General features: G+C 72.6%; 18 protein-coding genes. 8 read left to right on the top strand and 10 right to left on the bottom strand.

Going from position 1 to position 16,437, the window contains the following annotated elements:
- Window positions 1–28 precede the first annotated feature (28 nt).
- The gene (locus AB0J08_RS15865; RefSeq protein ID WP_360633171.1) at window positions 29–883 is read right to left on the bottom strand and encodes a class I SAM-dependent methyltransferase; all 855 of its coding nucleotides are present in this window, start codon (window positions 881–883) and stop codon (window positions 29–31) included.
- A gap of 414 nt (window positions 884–1,297) precedes the next feature.
- On the opposite strand from AB0J08_RS15865, the gene rpsA reads away from it, so the two are divergent.
- Together rpsA and AB0J08_RS15855 are read left to right on the top strand one after the other, a co-directional pair.
- On the top strand, window positions 1,298–2,788 hold the full coding sequence (rpsA, locus tag AB0J08_RS15860; protein ID WP_329487183.1) for a 30S ribosomal protein S1: 1,491 nt from the start codon (window positions 1,298–1,300) through the stop codon (window positions 2,786–2,788).
- Window positions 2,789–3,058: 270 nt separating this feature from the next.
- Complete coding sequence (locus tag AB0J08_RS15855) at window positions 3,059–5,293, top strand: MMPL family transporter (protein ID WP_360633168.1); 2,235 nt, start codon at window positions 3,059–3,061, stop codon at window positions 5,291–5,293.
- 64 nt (window positions 5,294–5,357) lie between these two features.
- On the opposite strand, the gene zapE is transcribed toward AB0J08_RS15855, so the two are convergent.
- Window positions 5,358–6,419: a cell division protein ZapE gene (zapE, locus tag AB0J08_RS15850; protein ID WP_360633165.1), complete on the bottom strand. Its 1,062-nt coding sequence runs from the start codon at window positions 6,417–6,419 to the stop codon at window positions 5,358–5,360.
- A 96-nt stretch (window positions 6,420–6,515) separates the two neighbouring features.
- Window positions 6,516–7,010, bottom strand: a complete 495-nt coding sequence (locus AB0J08_RS15845) for a MarR family transcriptional regulator (RefSeq protein WP_360633162.1) — start codon at window positions 7,008–7,010, stop codon at window positions 6,516–6,518.
- Between the two features lie 61 nt (window positions 7,011–7,071).
- Here AB0J08_RS15845 and AB0J08_RS15840 point away from each other — a divergent pair, with 61 nt between their 5' ends.
- The 3 genes from AB0J08_RS15840 to AB0J08_RS15830 are packed head-to-tail and all read left to right on the top strand — an operon-like array spanning window position 7,072 to window position 8,937.
- Entirely contained in the window at window positions 7,072–7,713 is a 642-nt protein-coding gene (locus AB0J08_RS15840; RefSeq protein WP_360633159.1) for an MBL fold metallo-hydrolase, read from the top strand.
- Between the two features lie 58 nt (window positions 7,714–7,771).
- Window positions 7,772–8,368: a dephospho-CoA kinase gene (coaE, locus tag AB0J08_RS15835; RefSeq protein ID WP_360633156.1), complete on the top strand. Its 597-nt coding sequence runs from the start codon at window positions 7,772–7,774 to the stop codon at window positions 8,366–8,368.
- A gap of 38 nt (window positions 8,369–8,406) precedes the next feature.
- Window positions 8,407–8,937 (top strand): GNAT family N-acetyltransferase, encoded by a 531-nt coding sequence (locus AB0J08_RS15830; RefSeq protein ID WP_360633153.1) that lies wholly within the window; start codon window positions 8,407–8,409, stop codon window positions 8,935–8,937.
- A 12-nt stretch (window positions 8,938–8,949) separates the two neighbouring features.
- Here AB0J08_RS15830 and AB0J08_RS15825 read toward each other — a convergent pair whose 3' ends face one another.
- Window positions 8,950–9,588 (bottom strand): HD domain-containing protein, encoded by a 639-nt coding sequence (locus AB0J08_RS15825; protein WP_360633150.1) that lies wholly within the window; start codon window positions 9,586–9,588, stop codon window positions 8,950–8,952.
- Window positions 9,585–10,325: a hypothetical protein gene (locus AB0J08_RS15820; RefSeq protein ID WP_360633147.1), complete on the bottom strand. Its 741-nt coding sequence runs from the start codon at window positions 10,323–10,325 to the stop codon at window positions 9,585–9,587. Before AB0J08_RS15820 ends, AB0J08_RS15825 begins: the two co-directional genes overlap by 4 nt.
- Window positions 10,326–10,401: 76 nt before the next feature.
- Here AB0J08_RS15820 and AB0J08_RS15815 point away from each other — a divergent pair, with 76 nt between their 5' ends.
- Window positions 10,402–11,283, top strand: a complete 882-nt coding sequence (locus AB0J08_RS15815) for a LysR family transcriptional regulator (RefSeq protein WP_360633144.1) — start codon at window positions 10,402–10,404, stop codon at window positions 11,281–11,283.
- An 86-nt stretch (window positions 11,284–11,369) separates the two neighbouring features.
- Here the strand turns inward: AB0J08_RS15815 and AB0J08_RS15810 are convergent, their stop codons facing one another.
- On the bottom strand, window positions 11,370–11,786 hold the full coding sequence (locus AB0J08_RS15810; protein WP_360633141.1) for a hypothetical protein: 417 nt from the start codon (window positions 11,784–11,786) through the stop codon (window positions 11,370–11,372).
- Here AB0J08_RS15810 and AB0J08_RS15805 point away from each other — a divergent pair.
- Complete coding sequence (locus tag AB0J08_RS15805) at window positions 11,785–12,147, top strand: hypothetical protein (RefSeq protein WP_360633138.1); 363 nt, start codon at window positions 11,785–11,787, stop codon at window positions 12,145–12,147. The two genes, AB0J08_RS15810 and AB0J08_RS15805, sit on opposite strands and share 2 nt — an antisense overlap.
- Before the next feature lie 77 nt (window positions 12,148–12,224).
- The gene (locus tag AB0J08_RS15800; protein ID WP_360633135.1) at window positions 12,225–13,400 is read left to right on the top strand and encodes a hypothetical protein; all 1,176 of its coding nucleotides are present in this window, start codon (window positions 12,225–12,227) and stop codon (window positions 13,398–13,400) included.
- A gap of 208 nt (window positions 13,401–13,608) precedes the next feature.
- On the opposite strand, the gene AB0J08_RS15795 is transcribed toward AB0J08_RS15800, so the two are convergent.
- From AB0J08_RS15795 to AB0J08_RS15780, 4 genes are all read right to left on the bottom strand, one after another.
- Window positions 13,609–14,337 carry a class I SAM-dependent methyltransferase gene (locus AB0J08_RS15795; protein ID WP_360633132.1) on the bottom strand — a complete coding sequence of 243 codons (729 nt, stop codon included), beginning with the start codon at window positions 14,335–14,337 and terminating at the stop codon, window positions 13,609–13,611.
- Between the two features lie 280 nt (window positions 14,338–14,617).
- Window positions 14,618–15,277 (bottom strand): HAD family hydrolase, encoded by a 660-nt coding sequence (locus AB0J08_RS15790; RefSeq protein WP_360633129.1) that lies wholly within the window; start codon window positions 15,275–15,277, stop codon window positions 14,618–14,620.
- Between the two features lie 49 nt (window positions 15,278–15,326).
- Window positions 15,327–15,530, bottom strand: coding sequence for a DUF397 domain-containing protein (locus AB0J08_RS15785; RefSeq protein WP_360633126.1), 204 nt, complete (start codon window positions 15,528–15,530; stop codon window positions 15,327–15,329).
- On the bottom strand, window positions 15,520–16,380 hold the full coding sequence (locus AB0J08_RS15780; protein WP_360633123.1) for a helix-turn-helix transcriptional regulator: 861 nt from the start codon (window positions 16,378–16,380) through the stop codon (window positions 15,520–15,522). Before AB0J08_RS15780 ends, AB0J08_RS15785 begins: the two co-directional genes overlap by 11 nt.
- Window positions 16,381–16,437 lie beyond the last annotated feature (57 nt).

The following is a 16,437-nucleotide window of genomic DNA, read 5'->3' as shown; positions in this document are numbered from 1 at the left end:
GGCCCGGCGGATGGCCCGGCCGCTCGGCTCAGTCCCGTTCGGAGACGAAGATCGCCGTGCCCGGGATCAGCCGCCCGCGCAGTGGCGACCAGCCGCCCCACTCCTGGTCGAGCCCGGCCGGCCACTGCGGCTCGACCACGTCCAGCAGCCGGAACCCGGCGCCGACCAGCTCGCGCACCCGGTCCCCGATGGTGCGGTGGTGCTCGACGTAGGTGGCCCGGCCCTGCTCGTCCTGCTCGACGTAGGGGGTGCGGTCGAAGTACGAGGAGGTGGCGGTCAGCCCCTCGACACCGGGCTCGTCGGGGAACGCCCAGCGAATCGGGTGGGTCACCGAGAACACCCAGCGCCCGCCGGGCCGCAGCACCCGGTGCACCTCGCGCATGAGTGCGGCGGTGTCGGCGCTGAACGGCACCGCCCCGTACGCCGAGCAGGCCAGGTCGAAGGCGCCGTCGGCGAACGGCAGCACCGCCGCGTCGGCCTGGACCACCGGGACGGGCGCGCCGCCGCGGGCCAGGTCGATCCGCCGGGAGTGCTGGAGCTGGCGGTGGGAGATGTCCAGGGCGACCGGCCGGGCGCCCCGAGCGGCCAGCCAGCGCGAGCCCTGGGCGGCGCCGGCGCCGATCTCCAGGACGCTGCGGCCGGCGACCTCCCCGAGCAGTCGGGCGTCCGCCTCGTCCAGGCCCTCCGGGCACCAGGTGAAGCGGTCGTCGCCGAGGAACTCGCCGTGCTCGTCCTGGTACTCGTCGGCGTTGCGGTCCCACCAGTGGCGGCTGGCCCGGCTGCTCTCGTCGGCCTCGGCCTCGCGCCTTAGCGCGTCGTCGCCGTCGTCGTCAAGATCATGCGGGTCGGGCAGGGGGGTGGTGGCCACGGTGATAGAGCCCATCGCGTAGGGTGTGGTCTGCGGAAGCGCCGCTGCCGCGACCCGGCCCGTCAGGGCCCGGATCCAGGCGGTGGCATCCGGGGAAGGGCTTCCTGCGGCCGCCACCATGAGGTGCGCAATCGGAGGATATGGCCTGATCCATACCGGCCTCCACCGTCTTGACGCCCTTGGCGTTGACCGTGCCTGGCCGTCCCCGTATGCTACAAGTTGCGCTGCGGGCCTGCGCGCCTCGGACGGAGCAGGTCGCGCTCGCATCTGTCGAAGACCCCACGGTCGCAAGACGGACACCGGATTTCTCGCTGTGCGGGATTCCCAGGTGCTCCGTGTTCTTGGCTGTCCGGCTTTCGGTGGGAGCGATACGGGCCCTCCGCGTGGCATTACCTACGACTTCATGTCCGTACCGGAGCCCTTTTCCTAATGACGAGCCCCACCGACTCCTCCCTCAGCACCACCCCGCAGGTCGCGGTCAACGACATCGGCGACGCTGAGGCGTTCCTCGCCGCGATCGACGAGACCATCAAGTACTTCAACGATGGCGACATCGTCGAGGGCGTCATCGTGAAGGTCGACCGTGACGAGGTGCTCCTCGACATCGGTTACAAGACCGAGGGCGTCATCCCGTCCCGTGAGCTCTCGATCAAGCACGACGTCGACCCGCACGAGGTCGTCTCCGTCGGGGACAACATCGAGGCCCTGGTTCTCCAGAAGGAGGACAAGGAGGGTCGTCTCATCCTGTCCAAGAAGCGCGCTCAGTACGAGCGTGCCTGGGGCACGATCGAGAAGATCAAGGAAGAGGACGGCATCGTCACCGGTACCGTCATCGAGGTCGTCAAGGGTGGTCTCATCCTCGACATCGGCCTCCGTGGCTTCCTGCCGGCCTCGCTCGTCGAGATGCGCCGCGTCCGCGACCTCCAGCCCTACGTGGGCAAGGAGCTCGAGGCCAAGATCATCGAGCTGGACAAGAACCGCAACAACGTGGTCCTGTCCCGCCGTGCCTGGCTGGAGCAGACCCAGAGCGAGGTCCGCCAGACCTTCCTCACCACCCTGCAGAAGGGCCAGGTGCGCTCCGGCGTCGTTTCCTCGATCGTCAACTTCGGTGCGTTCGTGGACCTCGGCGGCGTCGACGGTCTGGTCCACGTCTCCGAGCTGTCCTGGAAGCACATCGACCACCCGTCCGAGGTTGTCGAGGTCGGCCAGGAGGTCACCGTCGAGGTTCTCGACGTTGACATGGACCGCGAGCGCGTCTCCCTGTCGCTGAAGGCGACCCAGGAGGACCCGTGGCAGCAGTTCGCCCGTACCCACCAGATCGGCCAGGTCGTTCCGGGTAAGGTCACCAAGCTGGTTCCGTTCGGTGCGTTCGTCCGCGTGGACGAGGGCATCGAGGGTCTGGTCCACATCTCCGAGCTGGCCGAGCGCCACGTCGAGATCCCGGAGCAGGTCGTCCAGGTCGGCGACGAGATCTTCGTCAAGGTCATCGACATCGACCTCGAGCGTCGTCGCATCAGCCTCTCGCTGAAGCAGGCCAACGAGGCCCTCGGTGCCAACCCGGCCGAGGTCGAGTTCGACCCGACCCTGTACGGCATGGCCGCTTCGTACGACGACCAGGGCAACTACATCTACCCGGAGGGCTTCGACCCCGAGGCGAACGACTGGCTGCCCGGCTTCGAGAAGCAGCGTGAGGAGTGGGAGCGCCAGTACGCCGAGGCGCAGTCCCGCTTCGAGCAGCACCAGGCCCAGGTCATCAAGAGCCGCGAGGCCGACGCCGAGGCCGCTGCCGAGGGTGGCGACGCGGTTGCCGCCGCCGCCGGTGGCTCGTACTCCTCCAGCAGCGACGAGGGCTCCGGCGCTCTCGCTTCGGACGAGGCCCTGGCTGCCCTGCGCGAGAAGCTGGCGGGCGGCCAGAGCTGAGCTCTCGCCCCTTGCTAGTGCCCTGCGCATAGCCGCTTGATCGATGAGCCCCACCCGGTACTCCGGGTGGGGCTCATCGTTTTGGGCATCCGCTGTTCTGGGCATTCGCGCAGAGCCTCCGGCCGGCTCTTATTCATTCCTTATCCGCTGAATTTTTGTGATAAGGGGCTCATCGGGCGGCTATGGGTGATTCAGGACCAAGGCCCTACCTTGGGATGAGTTGCCCGACGGGTCGCTCACCCGGCCCCACACGCTAGGCACCCCCCGCACATGCGCCGTAGCACCGCAGTGACACCCCCTGCCACCACGTCCAGCGGCCGAAAGGTCGACGGGCGGCTCGCCGCCCTCGGCCGGTTCTGCTTCCGGTACCGGCGCTGGGTTCTCGGCCTCTGGGCCGTCGTCCTGGTGGTCGGGGTCCTGATCGGTGGCCGGGTCTTCGAGGGATCCGTGGCCGGTGCCTCCTCGGCCAGTTCCGAGGCCGACCGCGGCGGCGCGGTGGTCACCGCGGCCGATCCCGCCCGAGGCACCGTGGCCGCGGTGGTCGACGGCAGGCCCGTCGACGACCAGGGCGTCCGGGACGCCGTCACCCGCGCGACCGCCGAGATCGCCGCACTGCCCGGGGTCTCCTCGGTCACCGACGCCTACGGCCCCGGCCCGGCGGGCGCCGCGCTGCGCTCCGCCGACGGCAACGCCGGCCTGGTCTCGGTCCGGATGGCCGACGACAGCACCGGTGCGCAGACCGACGCCGTCACCCAGCGCCTCGCCGGGATCCGGGCCGACGGGGCCCATGTCACCGTGGGCGGCGACCTCGTGCTGGAGCAGGAGGTCAAGAAGCAGACCGAGAAGGACACCCGGTTCGGCGAGATCGTCACCCTGCCGCTCACCCTGGTCGTCATGGTGCTGGTCTTCGGCGGTCTGGCCGCCGCCAGCCTGCCGGTGATCGGCGCGGTCGCCTCGGTGGGAGGTGCGCTGCTGGCCATGTTCGGGTTCAGCAAGATCATGGACATCGACACCAGCGTGCTGCCGATCGCCACCGTGCTGGGGCTGGGCCTCTCGATCGACTACGCCCTGCTCATGGTGAATCGTTTCCGCGAGGAACGCGGCCACGGAGCGGACATCGCCGCCGCCGTCGAACGGACCGCCGCCACCGCCGGCCGGACCGTCGCCTTCTCCGGACTGACCGTCGCCGTGGCGCTCTCCGGCCTCTTCGTCTTCACCAGCCCGGTGCTCGGCGCGGTCGCCGCCGCCGGGGTGAGCGTGGTGGTGATCGCGGTCGCCGCCGCACTGACCCTGATCCCCGCGCTGCTCGGCTTCGCCGGGAGCCGGATCAAGGCGCCCGCCGCGCCCGTTCCCGACGAGGGCTTCTTCAGCCGCACCGTCCGCCGGGTGCGCAAGCGCGCCGTCCCCGTCGCGCTCGCCTGTACCGCGTTGCTGATGGCCGCCGGGGCACCGTTCCTGCACGCCGACATGCGCACCTCCGGCGCCGCCGTGCTGCCCGCCTCCTCGGCCGGCCGGCAGGTGGCCGAGACCGTCGACCAGCGCTTCCCGCAGGCCTCGCAGGCGCCGATCACCGTGGTCGTCGAGGGCGGCGCACCGGCGGCCCAGGCGTACGCGGACGGCGTGGTCGCCCAGCTGCCCGGTGTCGACGGCGTCCGGGCGGTGACGCCGGTCACCGACGAGCTCTCCACCATCGACGTGCTGGTGCACGGCGACCCCCAGGGCGGCGAGGCCAAGCAGGTGGTCAAGGAACTGCGCGCCGACCGGGGCGGGCTCACCACCTACGTGACCGGCGGGGCCGCCTCGGTGGTCGACTTCCAGCACGAACTGCTCACCCGGGGGCCGATCGCGCTCGGCCTGGTGGCGCTCGGCACGCTGGTGCTGCTCTTCCTGATGACCGGCTCGGTGGTGATGCCGGTCAAGGCCCTGCTGATGAACCTGCTCTCCCTGGGCGCCTCGCTGGGCGCGCTCACCCTGGTCTTCCAGGACGGCTGGTTCAGCGGCCTGCTCGGCTTCAGCTCCACCGGCGGGCTGGAGACGTTCATACCGGTCCTGGTCTTCGCCTTCGCGTTCGGGCTGTCGATGGACTACGAAGTGTTCCTGCTCGCCCGGATCAAGGAGCTGCGGGACAAGGGGCACAGCTGTACCCGCGCCGTCGAACTGGGCGTCCAGCGCAGCGGGAAGATCATCACCTCGGCGGCCCTGCTGATGGTGATCGTGTTCGCCGGATTCGCGCTCGGGGACATGTTGATGGTCAAGCAGATGGGCATCGCGCTGGCCGTCGCCGTGGCGGTGGACGCCACCCTGGTCCGCTGTCTGCTCGTCCCCGCCGCGATGAGCCTCTTCGGCGAGTTCAACTGGTGGGCCCCGGCCCCGCTGCGCCGGCTGCACCGCCGGTTCGGCCTGAGCGAGCACGTCGAACTTCCGACCATCGAGCCGGCCGTGCTGCCGGCGCAGCGGACACCGGTGCACGACCTGGCGGGCGCCGGAGCGGGCGCGCGCGGCTGAGGCCCCGGCCGGCCCGGCGGCTTCGACCGCTGCGACCGGCCGGGTCGGTGGCCGCCGGTCCGGCTCAGCCGGGCTGCCGGAGCAGGGCGAGCCGGCTGGCGGTGCGGTCGAGGTCGCGCAGCAGACCGGAGTCGGCGGGCAGCCCGGCCAGCGGGTCGGCCCCGATCAGCACCAGGCGGGTGTCGCGGTCGCAGCAGACGTCGACCAGGTTGGCGAAGCGCTGCCGGGCGTCGGGGGAGGCGTCGGCCAGCGGCGGCACCCCGTCCAGGACGAGGGTGGGGAATCGCTCGGCGAGCACCAGGTAGTCCGGTACGGCGGTGCGGCCCTCGCAGAGCTCGTCGAAGCCGAACCAGACCAGAGCGTCGCGGACCGCCCGGGCCGGCAGCTCGCGGTGGTGCGCCGCCACCGGGCCGGCCTCCTCGGGCCGGGGCGGGGTGAGGCCCGCGGCCTCCTCCGTCCCGGCGGCCAGCCGGGCCCCCAGGGTGAAGCGCCGTCGCGCGTCGTCCGATCGCGGCTGCCGCCGGAAGTCCACCGCCCCGGAGACGTCCAGGACGTCCATCCGCTCCTCGATCAGCCTGATCGTCGGCTCGAAGAGGTGGTGGTAGAGCGGGTTGGGCATCAGCCCGGCGGGCGGGTAGTTGGAGGTGGTGACCAGGGTGATCCGGCGGTTCAGCAGGGTGGTGAAGAGCCGGGCGACCAGCATGGCGTCACCCGCGTCGTGGGCGTGGAACTCGTCGAAGACGAGGAGCCGGCAGTCGCCGAGCAGCTCGTCGACGGCCCGGTCCACAGCCGAGCCCTCCCGGTGGGCGGGCGACTCCTGCGCGACGCCCTCGTGCAGCCGGCGGAAGAAGTCGTGGAAGTGCAGCCGCCGTTTGCGGGGGGTGGGCAGGCCGTCGAGGAAGGTGTCCACCAGCCAGCTCTTGCCGCGGCCGACCGGACCCCAGAGGTAGAGGTGGCGCGGTGGCCGCCGCGGTCGCCAGGCCGGGTGGGCCAGCTCGCCCGCGAGCCGGCTGAGCCGCTCGACGGGCGGCTCCTGCGCGGGGTCGAGTGTGAATCCGCGCTGCTCGGCGGTCCGGTGGAAGTGGCCGCGCATGGCCTCGTACTGTTTCTGCGCCCTGTCCGTCACGGGTCGGGACCCTAGCAGGGCGTCAGAATCGGTCCGGGCCGGTGGAGTTGTCCGGTGCGGTCCGGGGCGGTTGTTCGACCGGCCGGTCCGCGTTCCTCAGGGCAGGCGGCGCAGCAGGGCGACGGCGCGGCGGAGGGTCTCCTGTTCCTCGGGGGTGAGGCGGGCCTCGATGGCTGTGGCGATCCGGGCCTCGCGGCGGGCGCGCTGCTCGGCCAGGGCGGCGCGGCCGGCCTCGGTGGGGGTGATCAGCAGTTTGCGGCCGTCCGTGGCATGCGGCTCCTGGGTGACCAGGCCGGCTTCGGTGAGCAGGGCGACGGTGCGGGCCATCGACTGGTGGCGGACGCGCTGGCGGGTGGCCAGTTCGCTGACGGTGAGGGCGCGCCCGTCGCGGATCAGCAGGCCGAGGACGCCGGCCTGGTTCTGGGGGAGGGTGTCGCCGGGCCGGATCGCGCGGACCAGGTCGCCGACGGCGGCGCGGAGGTCGGCGGCGAGTTCGAGGGTCTCCGGGTGCGGTGCGGGGCCGGTGTCGGTGGTGTCGCTGTTGTTGGTGGTGTTGGTGGTGTCACTGGGGTCGGTGGTGTCGCTGGTCATGGGAGAAGCCTATCGTCATGGTGTACAGCTGAACTGCGCAGTCTTGCTGTACTGTTTCCCCATGCGAATCACCAAGTTCGGACATGCCTGCGTTCGCCTGGAGCACGGCGACACCACCGTCGTCGTCGACCCCGGGATGTTCACCGACCCCGCCGCCTTCACCGGCGCGGACGCGGTGCTGATCACCCACGAGCACGTCGACCACTTCGAGGAGGCCCGGCTGCGCGCCGCGCTGGCGGCCGACCCGGCCCTGCGGGTCTGGACCAACGCCGCGGTCGCCGCGCAACTGGACGGCGTCGCGCAGCGGGTGGCGGTGGTCGGCGAGGGCGACGCCTTCGAGATCGGCGGGATCGATGTCTCCGTGCACGGCGAGTGGCATGCGGTGATCCACCCGGAGATCCCGCTGGTGAAGAACATCGGCTTCCTCTTCGACGGCCGGCTCTTCCACCCCGGTGACGCCCTCACCGTGCCGCCGCACGTGGTGGAGACGCTGCTGCTGCCGATCGCCGCGCCGTGGACCAAGGTGTCCGAGCTGATCGACTACGTCCGGGAGGCGGGCCCCCGACAGGCGCTGCCGATCCACGACGCGGTGCTCAGCCCGGCGGGCCTGGCGGTGCACACCCGCCTGGTCGGCCCCGGTGGCCCGGGGACGGGCGCCGAGCTGCGGACCCTCGGCGAGGGCGAGAGCCTCGACCTGGGCTGAGCCCGGTCGGAGCAGGGCGGGGCTGACCGCGACCGGGCCGCGCCGGTAGCCTGACGCCATGCTGAAGATCGGACTGACGGGCGGCATCGGCGCGGGCAAGAGCGAGGTGTCGCGGCTGCTCGCCGCCCACGGCGCCGTGATCGTGGACTCGGACGTGATCGCCCGCGAGGTGGTCGCCCCCGGTACGGAAGGGCTCAAGGCCGTGGTGGCCGAGTTCGGCGAGGGCGTGCTGCGGCCGGACGGTTCGCTGGACCGGCCCGCGCTCGGTGCCGTGGTCTTCGCCGACCCCGAGCGGCTGCGGGCGCTGAACGCGATCGTCCACCCGCTGGTCCGGGCCCGCTCCGCCGAGCTGGAGGCGGCCGCGGCCCCGGACGCGGTAGTGGTGCACGATGTCCCGCTGCTGGCGGAGAACGGTCTCGCCCCGCTGTACGACCTGGTGCTGGTGGTCGACGCCGAGGACGAGGTGCGGATCGACCGGCTGGTCAGGCTGCGCGGGATGACCGAGCAGGAGGCCCGGGCCCGGATGGCCGCCCAGGCCACCCGGGCCGACCGGCTGGCCGTCGCGGACCTCGTGATCGACAACAGCGGCCCGCTGGAGGCGCTCGCCCCCCGGGTCGACGGGGTCTGGGCCGAGCTGAAGTCCCGTCAGGCCTGATCTGGCCAGATCACCCGTGCACCGGCGATCATGGGGCAATGGCTGATCACCTGACTCCCGCAGTCGTCCGCCTCGCCGAGTACGGCCGGGCCGAGCAGGCCGAGATCCTCGGCGACGGCCCCGATCCGTACGGTGTCGCGCACACCGGGCTGACCTTCCTGCCCAAGGAGATCCACTTCGGTGTCCACGGGGAGGACGGCCGGCTGCTCGCCCACACCGGCCTCCGGCGGCTGCCGTTCACGGTGGGTGGTGTCGACCTGGAGGTGATGGGCGTCGGCGGGGTGGCCGTCGCCGCCGATGCCCGGGGCCGGGGCCTGGCGCGTACGGTGGTCGGCGCGGCCCTGGACCACGCGCGGACACTGGGCCCGCGGTACGCGCTGCTGTTCTGCCGTCCGCCGCTGGTCGCGCTCTACCGGCGGCTCGGCTTCCGGGAGCTGGCCGGGGACGTGCACGTGGAGCAGCCCGAGGGGCGGGTGGTGGTCATGCCGCTGCGGACGATGTGGACGCCGCTGCACGAGGATGCCGCCTGGCCCGAAGGGCCGGTGCGGCTGCGCTCGCTCCCGATGTGAGTCGGGCGGCGGTCACTCCGGCCAGGCGGAGTTCTCGATCACGTCGACGAAGTCGGTCCGCTCGAACTCCGGGTCGAACCTGGCCAGGACGTCCGCCTTGACGTTGCCGAAGGCGCTCTCCGGCTTGGGCGCGATGCCCTCGTGGAAGGCGCGCAGGATGGCGCGTTTGAAGCCCGGCCGGGGGTGGGCGGCGGCCACCGCGTCCCGGGCCTCGTCGGTGACGTCGTGGTAGCCGATGCCGAGCACGTCCAGCTCCACGCCGGCCGTGGTGAGGGCGATCTCCGGCTCCAGGTGCTCCGGGATGCCGGGCGTCGTGTGCAGGGCGATGGCCTCCCAGACCAGGCGGATCCGCTGCTCCGGCACCTGGTGGGCGCGGAGGAACGCGGCGGCGGCCTCGGCGCCGTCGATCTCGAACCGCCGCCCGGAGGTCCGGTGTTCGGGGGCGAGGCCGAGGTCGTGGAACATCGCGGCCAGGTAGAGCAGTTCGGTGTCGAAGGCGAGGCCGCGGCGCTGCCCCTGGAGGGCGCCGAAGAGGTAGACCCTGCGCGAGTGGTGGTAGAGCAGTTCGGTGGAGGTGTCCCGGACGAGCTCGGTGGCCTCGGCGGCGAGGCTGCTGTCGGGGATCCTCACCCCGGCGATCTCGGTGGTCATGCGCGTGCTCCTTCAGCGGTGGTGTCCCGGGCGTTCGCGTGCGAGACCGCGGCGGCGGCGAGGGCGCGGAGGACGGGGTGGGCGAGGGTGCCGTCGCCGGCCAGCTCGGGCTGGAACAGCGAGGCGAGGAAGAACGGGTGCCCGGGGAGTTCGAGCACCCGGAGGTCGCCGTCGTCGTCCACCCCGCTGAACCGCAGCCCGCCCGCGCGCAGCCGGTCCAGGTAGGCGGAGTTCAGCCCGTACGCGCAGTGGTACCGCTCCAGCGTGCGGGTCGTCCCGAGGACGCGCTCGGCGAGCGAGCCCGGCGTGATCTCCACCTGACCCTCGTGCCCGACCAGTGAGCAGCTGAGCGGCACGATGACCAGGTCGTCCTCCGCCGGGTGGCTCTCGCCGTGCGCGGCGCCGCCGATCCCGCAGACGTTGCGGGCGTACTCCAGCACCGCGTGCTGGAAGCCGGCGCAGGTGCCGAGGAAGGGGATGCCGCGCTCGCGGGCGGTGCGGACGGCGGCCACGGCGCCCGCCTCGCTGCGGTAGGGGCTGCCCGGGAGCAGCCAGATCGCGTCGAAGCCGTCGAGGGCGCCGGGTGCCTCGGCGTCCTCGGTGGGGATCCAGTAGGCGTCCAGCACGAGCTGGTCGCGGGTGGCGAGGGCGTCGAGCAGGCCGGGGATGCGGGCGTGCGAGCGGACGGCGGGGGAGCGGTCGCCGACGAGGGCGATGCGCGGGGTCGGGTAGGTCATGCGGCTATCCTGACCCCGCGTTGGGCATCAGCGCCAACGATGATTTCTGACCCTTCGATCAGAGGATCTGATACTCGTGGATCCGCAGCAGCTGCGTACCTTCGTCACCGTGGTCCGCCTCGGATCCTTCTCCGAAGCGGCCCGCGACCTCGGCTACACCCAGTCGGCCGTCTCGCAGCAGATCGCGGCCCTGGAGGCGGACCTCGGCACCGGCCTGCTGCTCCGCCGCCCGGTCGGCCCGACCGAGGCCGGCGTGCGGCTGCTGGAGCACGCCGGGCCGCTGCTCGTCCGGCTGGACGCGGCGCGCGCGGACGTCGCCCGCCTGGCCGGCGCCCCCAGCGCCCGCCTGACGGTCGGTGCCACCCCGCTGGCGGTCGGCGCGGCGCTCGGGCGCGCGCTGGGCGACGTGCGCCGGGCCCACCCCCGGGTCGACCTCGTGGTCCGGGCGGTGGCGCAGCAGGCCCTGCCCGCGCTGATCGCCACCGGCGAGGTGGACCTCGCCCTGATCGACGGTCTCGCCGCCCCCAGCGACCCGCTGCCGCTGCCCGACGTCGGCCCGCTGAGCACGGTCGCGGTGGACGAGCAGCCGGTGGCCGTCGCACTCCCCACCGGCCACCCGCTGGCCGGCCACCGGGGCCTGGTGCTGGCGGACCTCTCCGCCGCCCGCTGGCTGGAGGCCCCCGACCTCGCGCCCTCCGCCGCCCGGCTGCGTGCCGCCACCGCCGTCGACGGCTTCCGGCCCGCCGTCCGTTATCTGGGCACCGACGTGCGGGGGCTGCTCGCGCTGGTCGCGGCAGGGCACGGGCTGGCGGTGCTGCCCGCGGCGGTGGCGGAAGGTGCGCCGGGCGTGGTCGCCGTTCCGGTCCGGGAGCCGCGGCTGGTCCACCGGACGGAACTGGTGCACGGCAGCCTGCCGGAGGGTCCGGCGGCGCTGCTGGCCCGGCTGCTGGGCGGCTGACGGCCGGTGGGGCGCCCGGTCGGGTGCTCGGTCGGGTGCTCGGTCGGTGGTCTCCCCGGGCGCCCCGGTTCAGCCGACGCCCCGGTTCAGCCGACGATCGGCGCGCCGGCGCAGCACGGCCCGTTGAACTCGTAGCAGACGTACTCCAGGCAGCCGAGGCAGATCGAGAGGTTCTCCAGCCGCCAGCGGTCGCCGTGGCAGGAGCAGTGCGCCCGGTCGCTCAGGACGGTGTTCCAGCCGGACTCCCCGCCATTCGCCCGGTGGGCGCTCGCCACGTACGCCGCGGTGGCCGCATCGGGTGCCCGGCCGTCGCGGGTGGTCTGCAGGTGCCAGCAGTACAGGGCGAAGAACGGTCTGCCGGTCACCAGCCGGTCCGGGTTGCGGCCGTCGGCCTTCCAGGCCCGGACCAGGTCGCCGACCCGGTCGGCGAATGGTTTCCCGGCGGCGCGCAGCTGTGAATGCGCCTGTGCCGAAGCCAAGTTCATCATCTGATCATCGGTCATGTCTCACTCCTTCGGTGCCCACCGTAGGCCATCGGCGACCGAGGCCGGCCCGCGGGAGCGGCACGGCCGTCGCGGCGGACGGACGGGGCACCCCGGGCCCGCCCGGACCTGTCCGGAGACCGTCTGCCTGCCGGGCTTCAACAGTGAGGCGCGGCACTTCGGGCTCGGCGTCACCGTGGCGAACGGCTGGGTGGTGCAGCACCCAGCCTTCGCCGGCTACGCCGCCGTCCCGGCCTACCTGCCGGTCGACCGGATCGCCATCGCCGTCACCACGACCAGGGAGGGCGACGCCCCCGGGGGACTCCGACACCGTCAGCAAGCGCATTGCGGCGCCCCTCGCTCCCTACCACCACTGGGCTGACTGCGGCTGCCGCCGCGTGCCCCGGTTTCGGGTCCGGCTACCCTGGGCCCGAAACCGAACGGGTGGAGGTGGGGGGCATGACGCCCTTGCGCAGGGCTGTCCTGGCGGCGGTCGCCGCGCCGCTGCTGGCGTCGACGGCGTGCCAGAGCGCCGGCGGGGGCACCGGGGAGGCCACCGCCAGTGCCACGGCGGCCACCGGGGCGCCGACGACCGGGGTGCGGTTCCCGGAGAAGGTGCTCCTCGACGCGCTGCCCGCCGCCACCGAGGCCAAGGGACTGGTGCTCTCGGTGAGCACGCGCGCGGGCACGCCGGACGAGCGCTGCGTCCTGGTCGCCGTCGGCGCGGACGGCGCGGCGACGAAGGTGCGCAGCTTCGCCGTCGACAACGGGCTCGCCAAGCCGCCGACCAACTTCCGCGGCTGTGCGGCCCCGGCCGGCTTCACCGCCGGCTTCGCCGGCATGGTCGGCACCGCGCAGTACGGGTTCCAGGACGTGGCCCACCCCGGTGAGCCGCACGTCTCCGTGCTCGGCCAGGGCGGCCCCACCGACCTCAAGGACATCTCCGGTCCGCCGGCGGCCGGTGCGGGCGCCCGCCAGAGCGCGCCGGTCGTCGACCCGGTCAGCGGCGAGGTCGTGCACTGGTCCGAGTCGAGCGGTCCGGCGGCCGACGGGCGCCTGCGGGCCGTCCGCCCGGACGGCACCGGCGAGCACCCGGTGGAGGGGATCGGTGTACGGGCCCCCGAGGCACTCGCCTTCCTCGGCGGCCGGGTGGTCTCCGCGCAGGTGGCGAAGCGGGCGGTGGCCAACGCCGACGGTTCGCTGACCGTCGCCGCGGACGAGCAGCGGACCGTCCGCGTCGGCCCGGTGGCCACGCTCGCCGCCAACCCGGTCGCGGAGGTGAGCGGCGGAGCGATCAGCCCCAAGGCGCTGGTGGGTGACCGCCAGGTCCTCAGTGCCGACGGGCGGGAGCTCGCGCTCGCCACGGTGGACAACGCCGACCCGGCCCACCCGCGCATCGCGCTCAAGCCGCTCGCCACGATTCCCGAGCAGCTGTGGGGGCCCGCCGTCCAGGAGGAGGCGTTCGTGGTGGACCGTGCCGGCAACGCGGCGTACACCACGGTCCAGCACGGCTCGGAGAACCAGGGCAGCCGGGTACTCGTCCTGAAGGTCGACCTCACCACCGGCGCGGTGAGCGCGGTGGCGACGCTGCTGACCGACGGTGGGCGCGTGATGCCGCTCGCCTTCGTGGCGTAGCGGCGGCGCGACGTAGCGAGGTAGCGGCGCGGGGGTGAGGCCCCGACCACCGCGCCCTGGGCGGTAGGGCGGTCCGGTCGATCCCGTGCCGGATGCACGGGATCGACCGGACCGGGGCGCCTGGCGCTACCGGCGGGGGCGGTGGTCCCGGCGTGCTCCTCGCGAGGAGCGGACACCCCGAACCTGCCCGGCGTTCGATGCGCCTCGCCTACGGGGCCGGGCGCCGGAACAGCGCGGTCAGCAGTACCGGTATGCCGAAGAGTGGCGAGTCGGGGCCCTGGGGCTCCATCGGGCGGATCTCGATCTCGGTGAACTCGGAGAAGACATGCCGTAGTTCGTCGGGCGTGTAGGCGAGGCCGCCGTCAAGCCGGCCGTTGCGGTAGAGCTCCTCGTCGGGGAGTTCGGAGCCCATGGCACCGGCCGCGAAGGCGTTGACGACGAGGTGCCCGCCGGGCTTCAACACGCGGTCCAGGAGGGCGAGGTAGCTGATCCGGCGGTGCGGCGGGAGGTGGTGCAGGCAGCCGGAGTCGTACACCACGTCGTACTGCCGGAGCGGGAGTTCGGCGTCGAAGATGTTGCCGCAGTGGAAGCGGACGTCGACTCCGGCCTCGCGGGCCCGCTCCTCGGCCCACGCGACGGCGGTGGGGGAGAGGTCGACGGCGTCCACTTCGAAGCCGCGCGAGGCGAGGTGGATGGCGTTGCGTCCGGGGCCGGCGCCGAGGTCCAGGGCGCGGCCGGGGGCGAGCAGTCCGCGGTCCAGATAGGAGACCAGGTTCTCGTCGGGCTTGGGGACGAAGAACGGGCGCTGCGAGGAACGGTCCGCGTAGAACTGGTCCCACCAGTCGGAGGCGCGCTCCGTCCACCGGTCGGCATCGGGGAGGAAGAGCTGGTCCAGCATGCGCAGGACGTCTTCGGTGGTGCGGATGTCGCGGTGCATTGCTTCCCTTCCACGGGCGGACGCCGTGCCGTCCGCTCCCCTGAATTCTAGTCGCCATGGAGGGGGAAGTGGCTGGTCAGAAGCTACTTGACGGGTCGATCGGGGGTGGGTCGAAAGCCCGCGAGGGCGGTGTCCGCACCCCGTCGTGCGGCCCCCGGACCCACCCCTCGCGCCCCGGTGCGTCCGCCCGGCGGCAGTGCCTTCGGAGGCTTCCGAGGGGGCGTTCCGGGGGGCGGCAGGGGGTCGCGTTCTTCAGCGGAAGGTAAAGCTTTCCGGACCGTCACCGTTGTGCGGTCGCGCCGCCGACGGCGTGGCCGATCGCGGTGGCGACGTCCTCGGCGACCAGGGTGGGCCGGTACGCGTCCTGTGCCCACGGCCGGCCGGCCGACACCCAGACGCTGCGCAGGCCGAGCGCGTGCGCGCCCGCGATGTCGGCGTGCGCCGAGTCGCCGACCATCCAGGCGCCGGACAGCGGGTGCCCGACCGCCTCGGCCGCGGCGCGGAAGATCTCCGGCCCGGGCTTCTTGTGGCCGATGGCCTCGGAGACCACCCAGCCCTGGACGATCCGGTCGAGCCCGGTGCGGCGGATCTTCGCCTCCTGCTGCACGGTGGCGCCGTTGGTGACGATGACGCACGTCCACCCGTCGGCCCGCGCCCGGGCCAGGGCCCGGCGGGTGGATTCGGCCAGCACCACGAGATCGGCGCCGCCGTTGTGGAGCAGGGCGTCGACGGCGCTCGTGGGCGCCGAACTCCCGTACCGGTCGGCGATGGCCGCGGCCATCCGGTCGTCCGGCGTGTACCCGCCGGCGTCGAGCTCCGCGATCCAGCCGAGGTCTGCGGCGGGCAGGCGGTGCTCGGCCAGGAACGCCCGGGCGGAGGCCAGGAAGGCGGCGTCGCGGTCGATCAGGGTGTTGTCGAGATCCAGCATCAGCAGCGGCATGACCGGCAGTAGATCACAGCGGGCGTCCGCACCCGCCCCGCGCCGACTGTCAGGAGTGGTGCGGGAGTTCGCCGGTGTGCAGGGCGGCGACGAAGGACCGCCAGGCGTCGGCGGTGAAGGCGAGGGAGGGGCCGTGCGGATCCTTGCTGTCCCGGACCGGCACCGTGTCGGGCACGCCGTCCGCGACCTCGACGCAGTTCCCGCCCTCACTGCCGCTGAAGCTGCTCTTGCGCCATGTCAGGTCACTCGTCATGTCCGTACCCCTCGGTAGCCAGCCTGTGCATCCAGGACAGGGAATCCTCAGCGTTCAACGCGGTCGCCGCGAGCTGGTCGAACACGAGTTCATGGCGGGCGATGTCCGACTCCTTCTCCATGTACAGGCTGCTCGTCAGGGCCTCGACGTAGACGATGTCGCCGGGTGCGTCGGCGAAGGAGAGGATGTGGAAGGCCATGCTCATGGAGGGGTGTGTGCCGGCGCTGAACGGAAGCACCTGAACCGTGACGCCGGACTTCTGCGCCAACTCGATGAGGTGCAGCACCTGCGCGCCCATGACCTCCGCCCCACCGACCGGTCGGCGCAGGACGGACTCGTTGAGAACCGCCCGGACGATCGGTGGATCGGGGCGTTGAAAGACCTCTTGACGCTGGATCCGGAGCTTGACGCGACGTTCGATCTCTCCTTGCCCCTGTTCCGACGGCGAGATCTGGAACATGGCGCGGGCGTAGTCCGGCGTCTGCAGCAGGCCGGGGATCAACTCGGTCTCGTAGGCACGGATGCGTGAGACGTCGGCTTCCATGCCGACGTACGTCTGGAACCACTCGGGGAGGGCGTCCCCGTAGTCGTGCCACCAGCCTCGCTGAGTGCTCCGGCGGGTGAGCGAGACGAACTGGCGCAGTTCCGCTTCGTCCGTGACGCCGTACAGTTCGAGCATGGCGCGAACGTCCGACTCCTTCAGCGTGGTCTGACCGGACTCGATCCGCGAGATCTTCGTCGCGCTGAACTGCAGGGTGTCGGCGGCGGACTTCGCCCGGAGCCCGGTGCGCTCTCGCAGTCGTCGCAGCTCGGAGCCGAGCCTGCGCCGCAGCACAGTCGGACTGTCCACTCTGATGGCTGCCTCTCGGTTGACGTCGAGTCACAGTCTGCCACCTCCCTCTGTGAT

It is taken from the genome of Kitasatospora sp. NPDC050463, assembly GCF_040655255.1.
Classification (GTDB): domain Bacteria; phylum Actinomycetota; class Actinomycetes; order Streptomycetales; family Streptomycetaceae; genus Kitasatospora.
The sequence above is the reverse complement of the archived record's forward strand: the minus strand, read 5'-3'. Positions and strand labels throughout refer to the sequence as shown.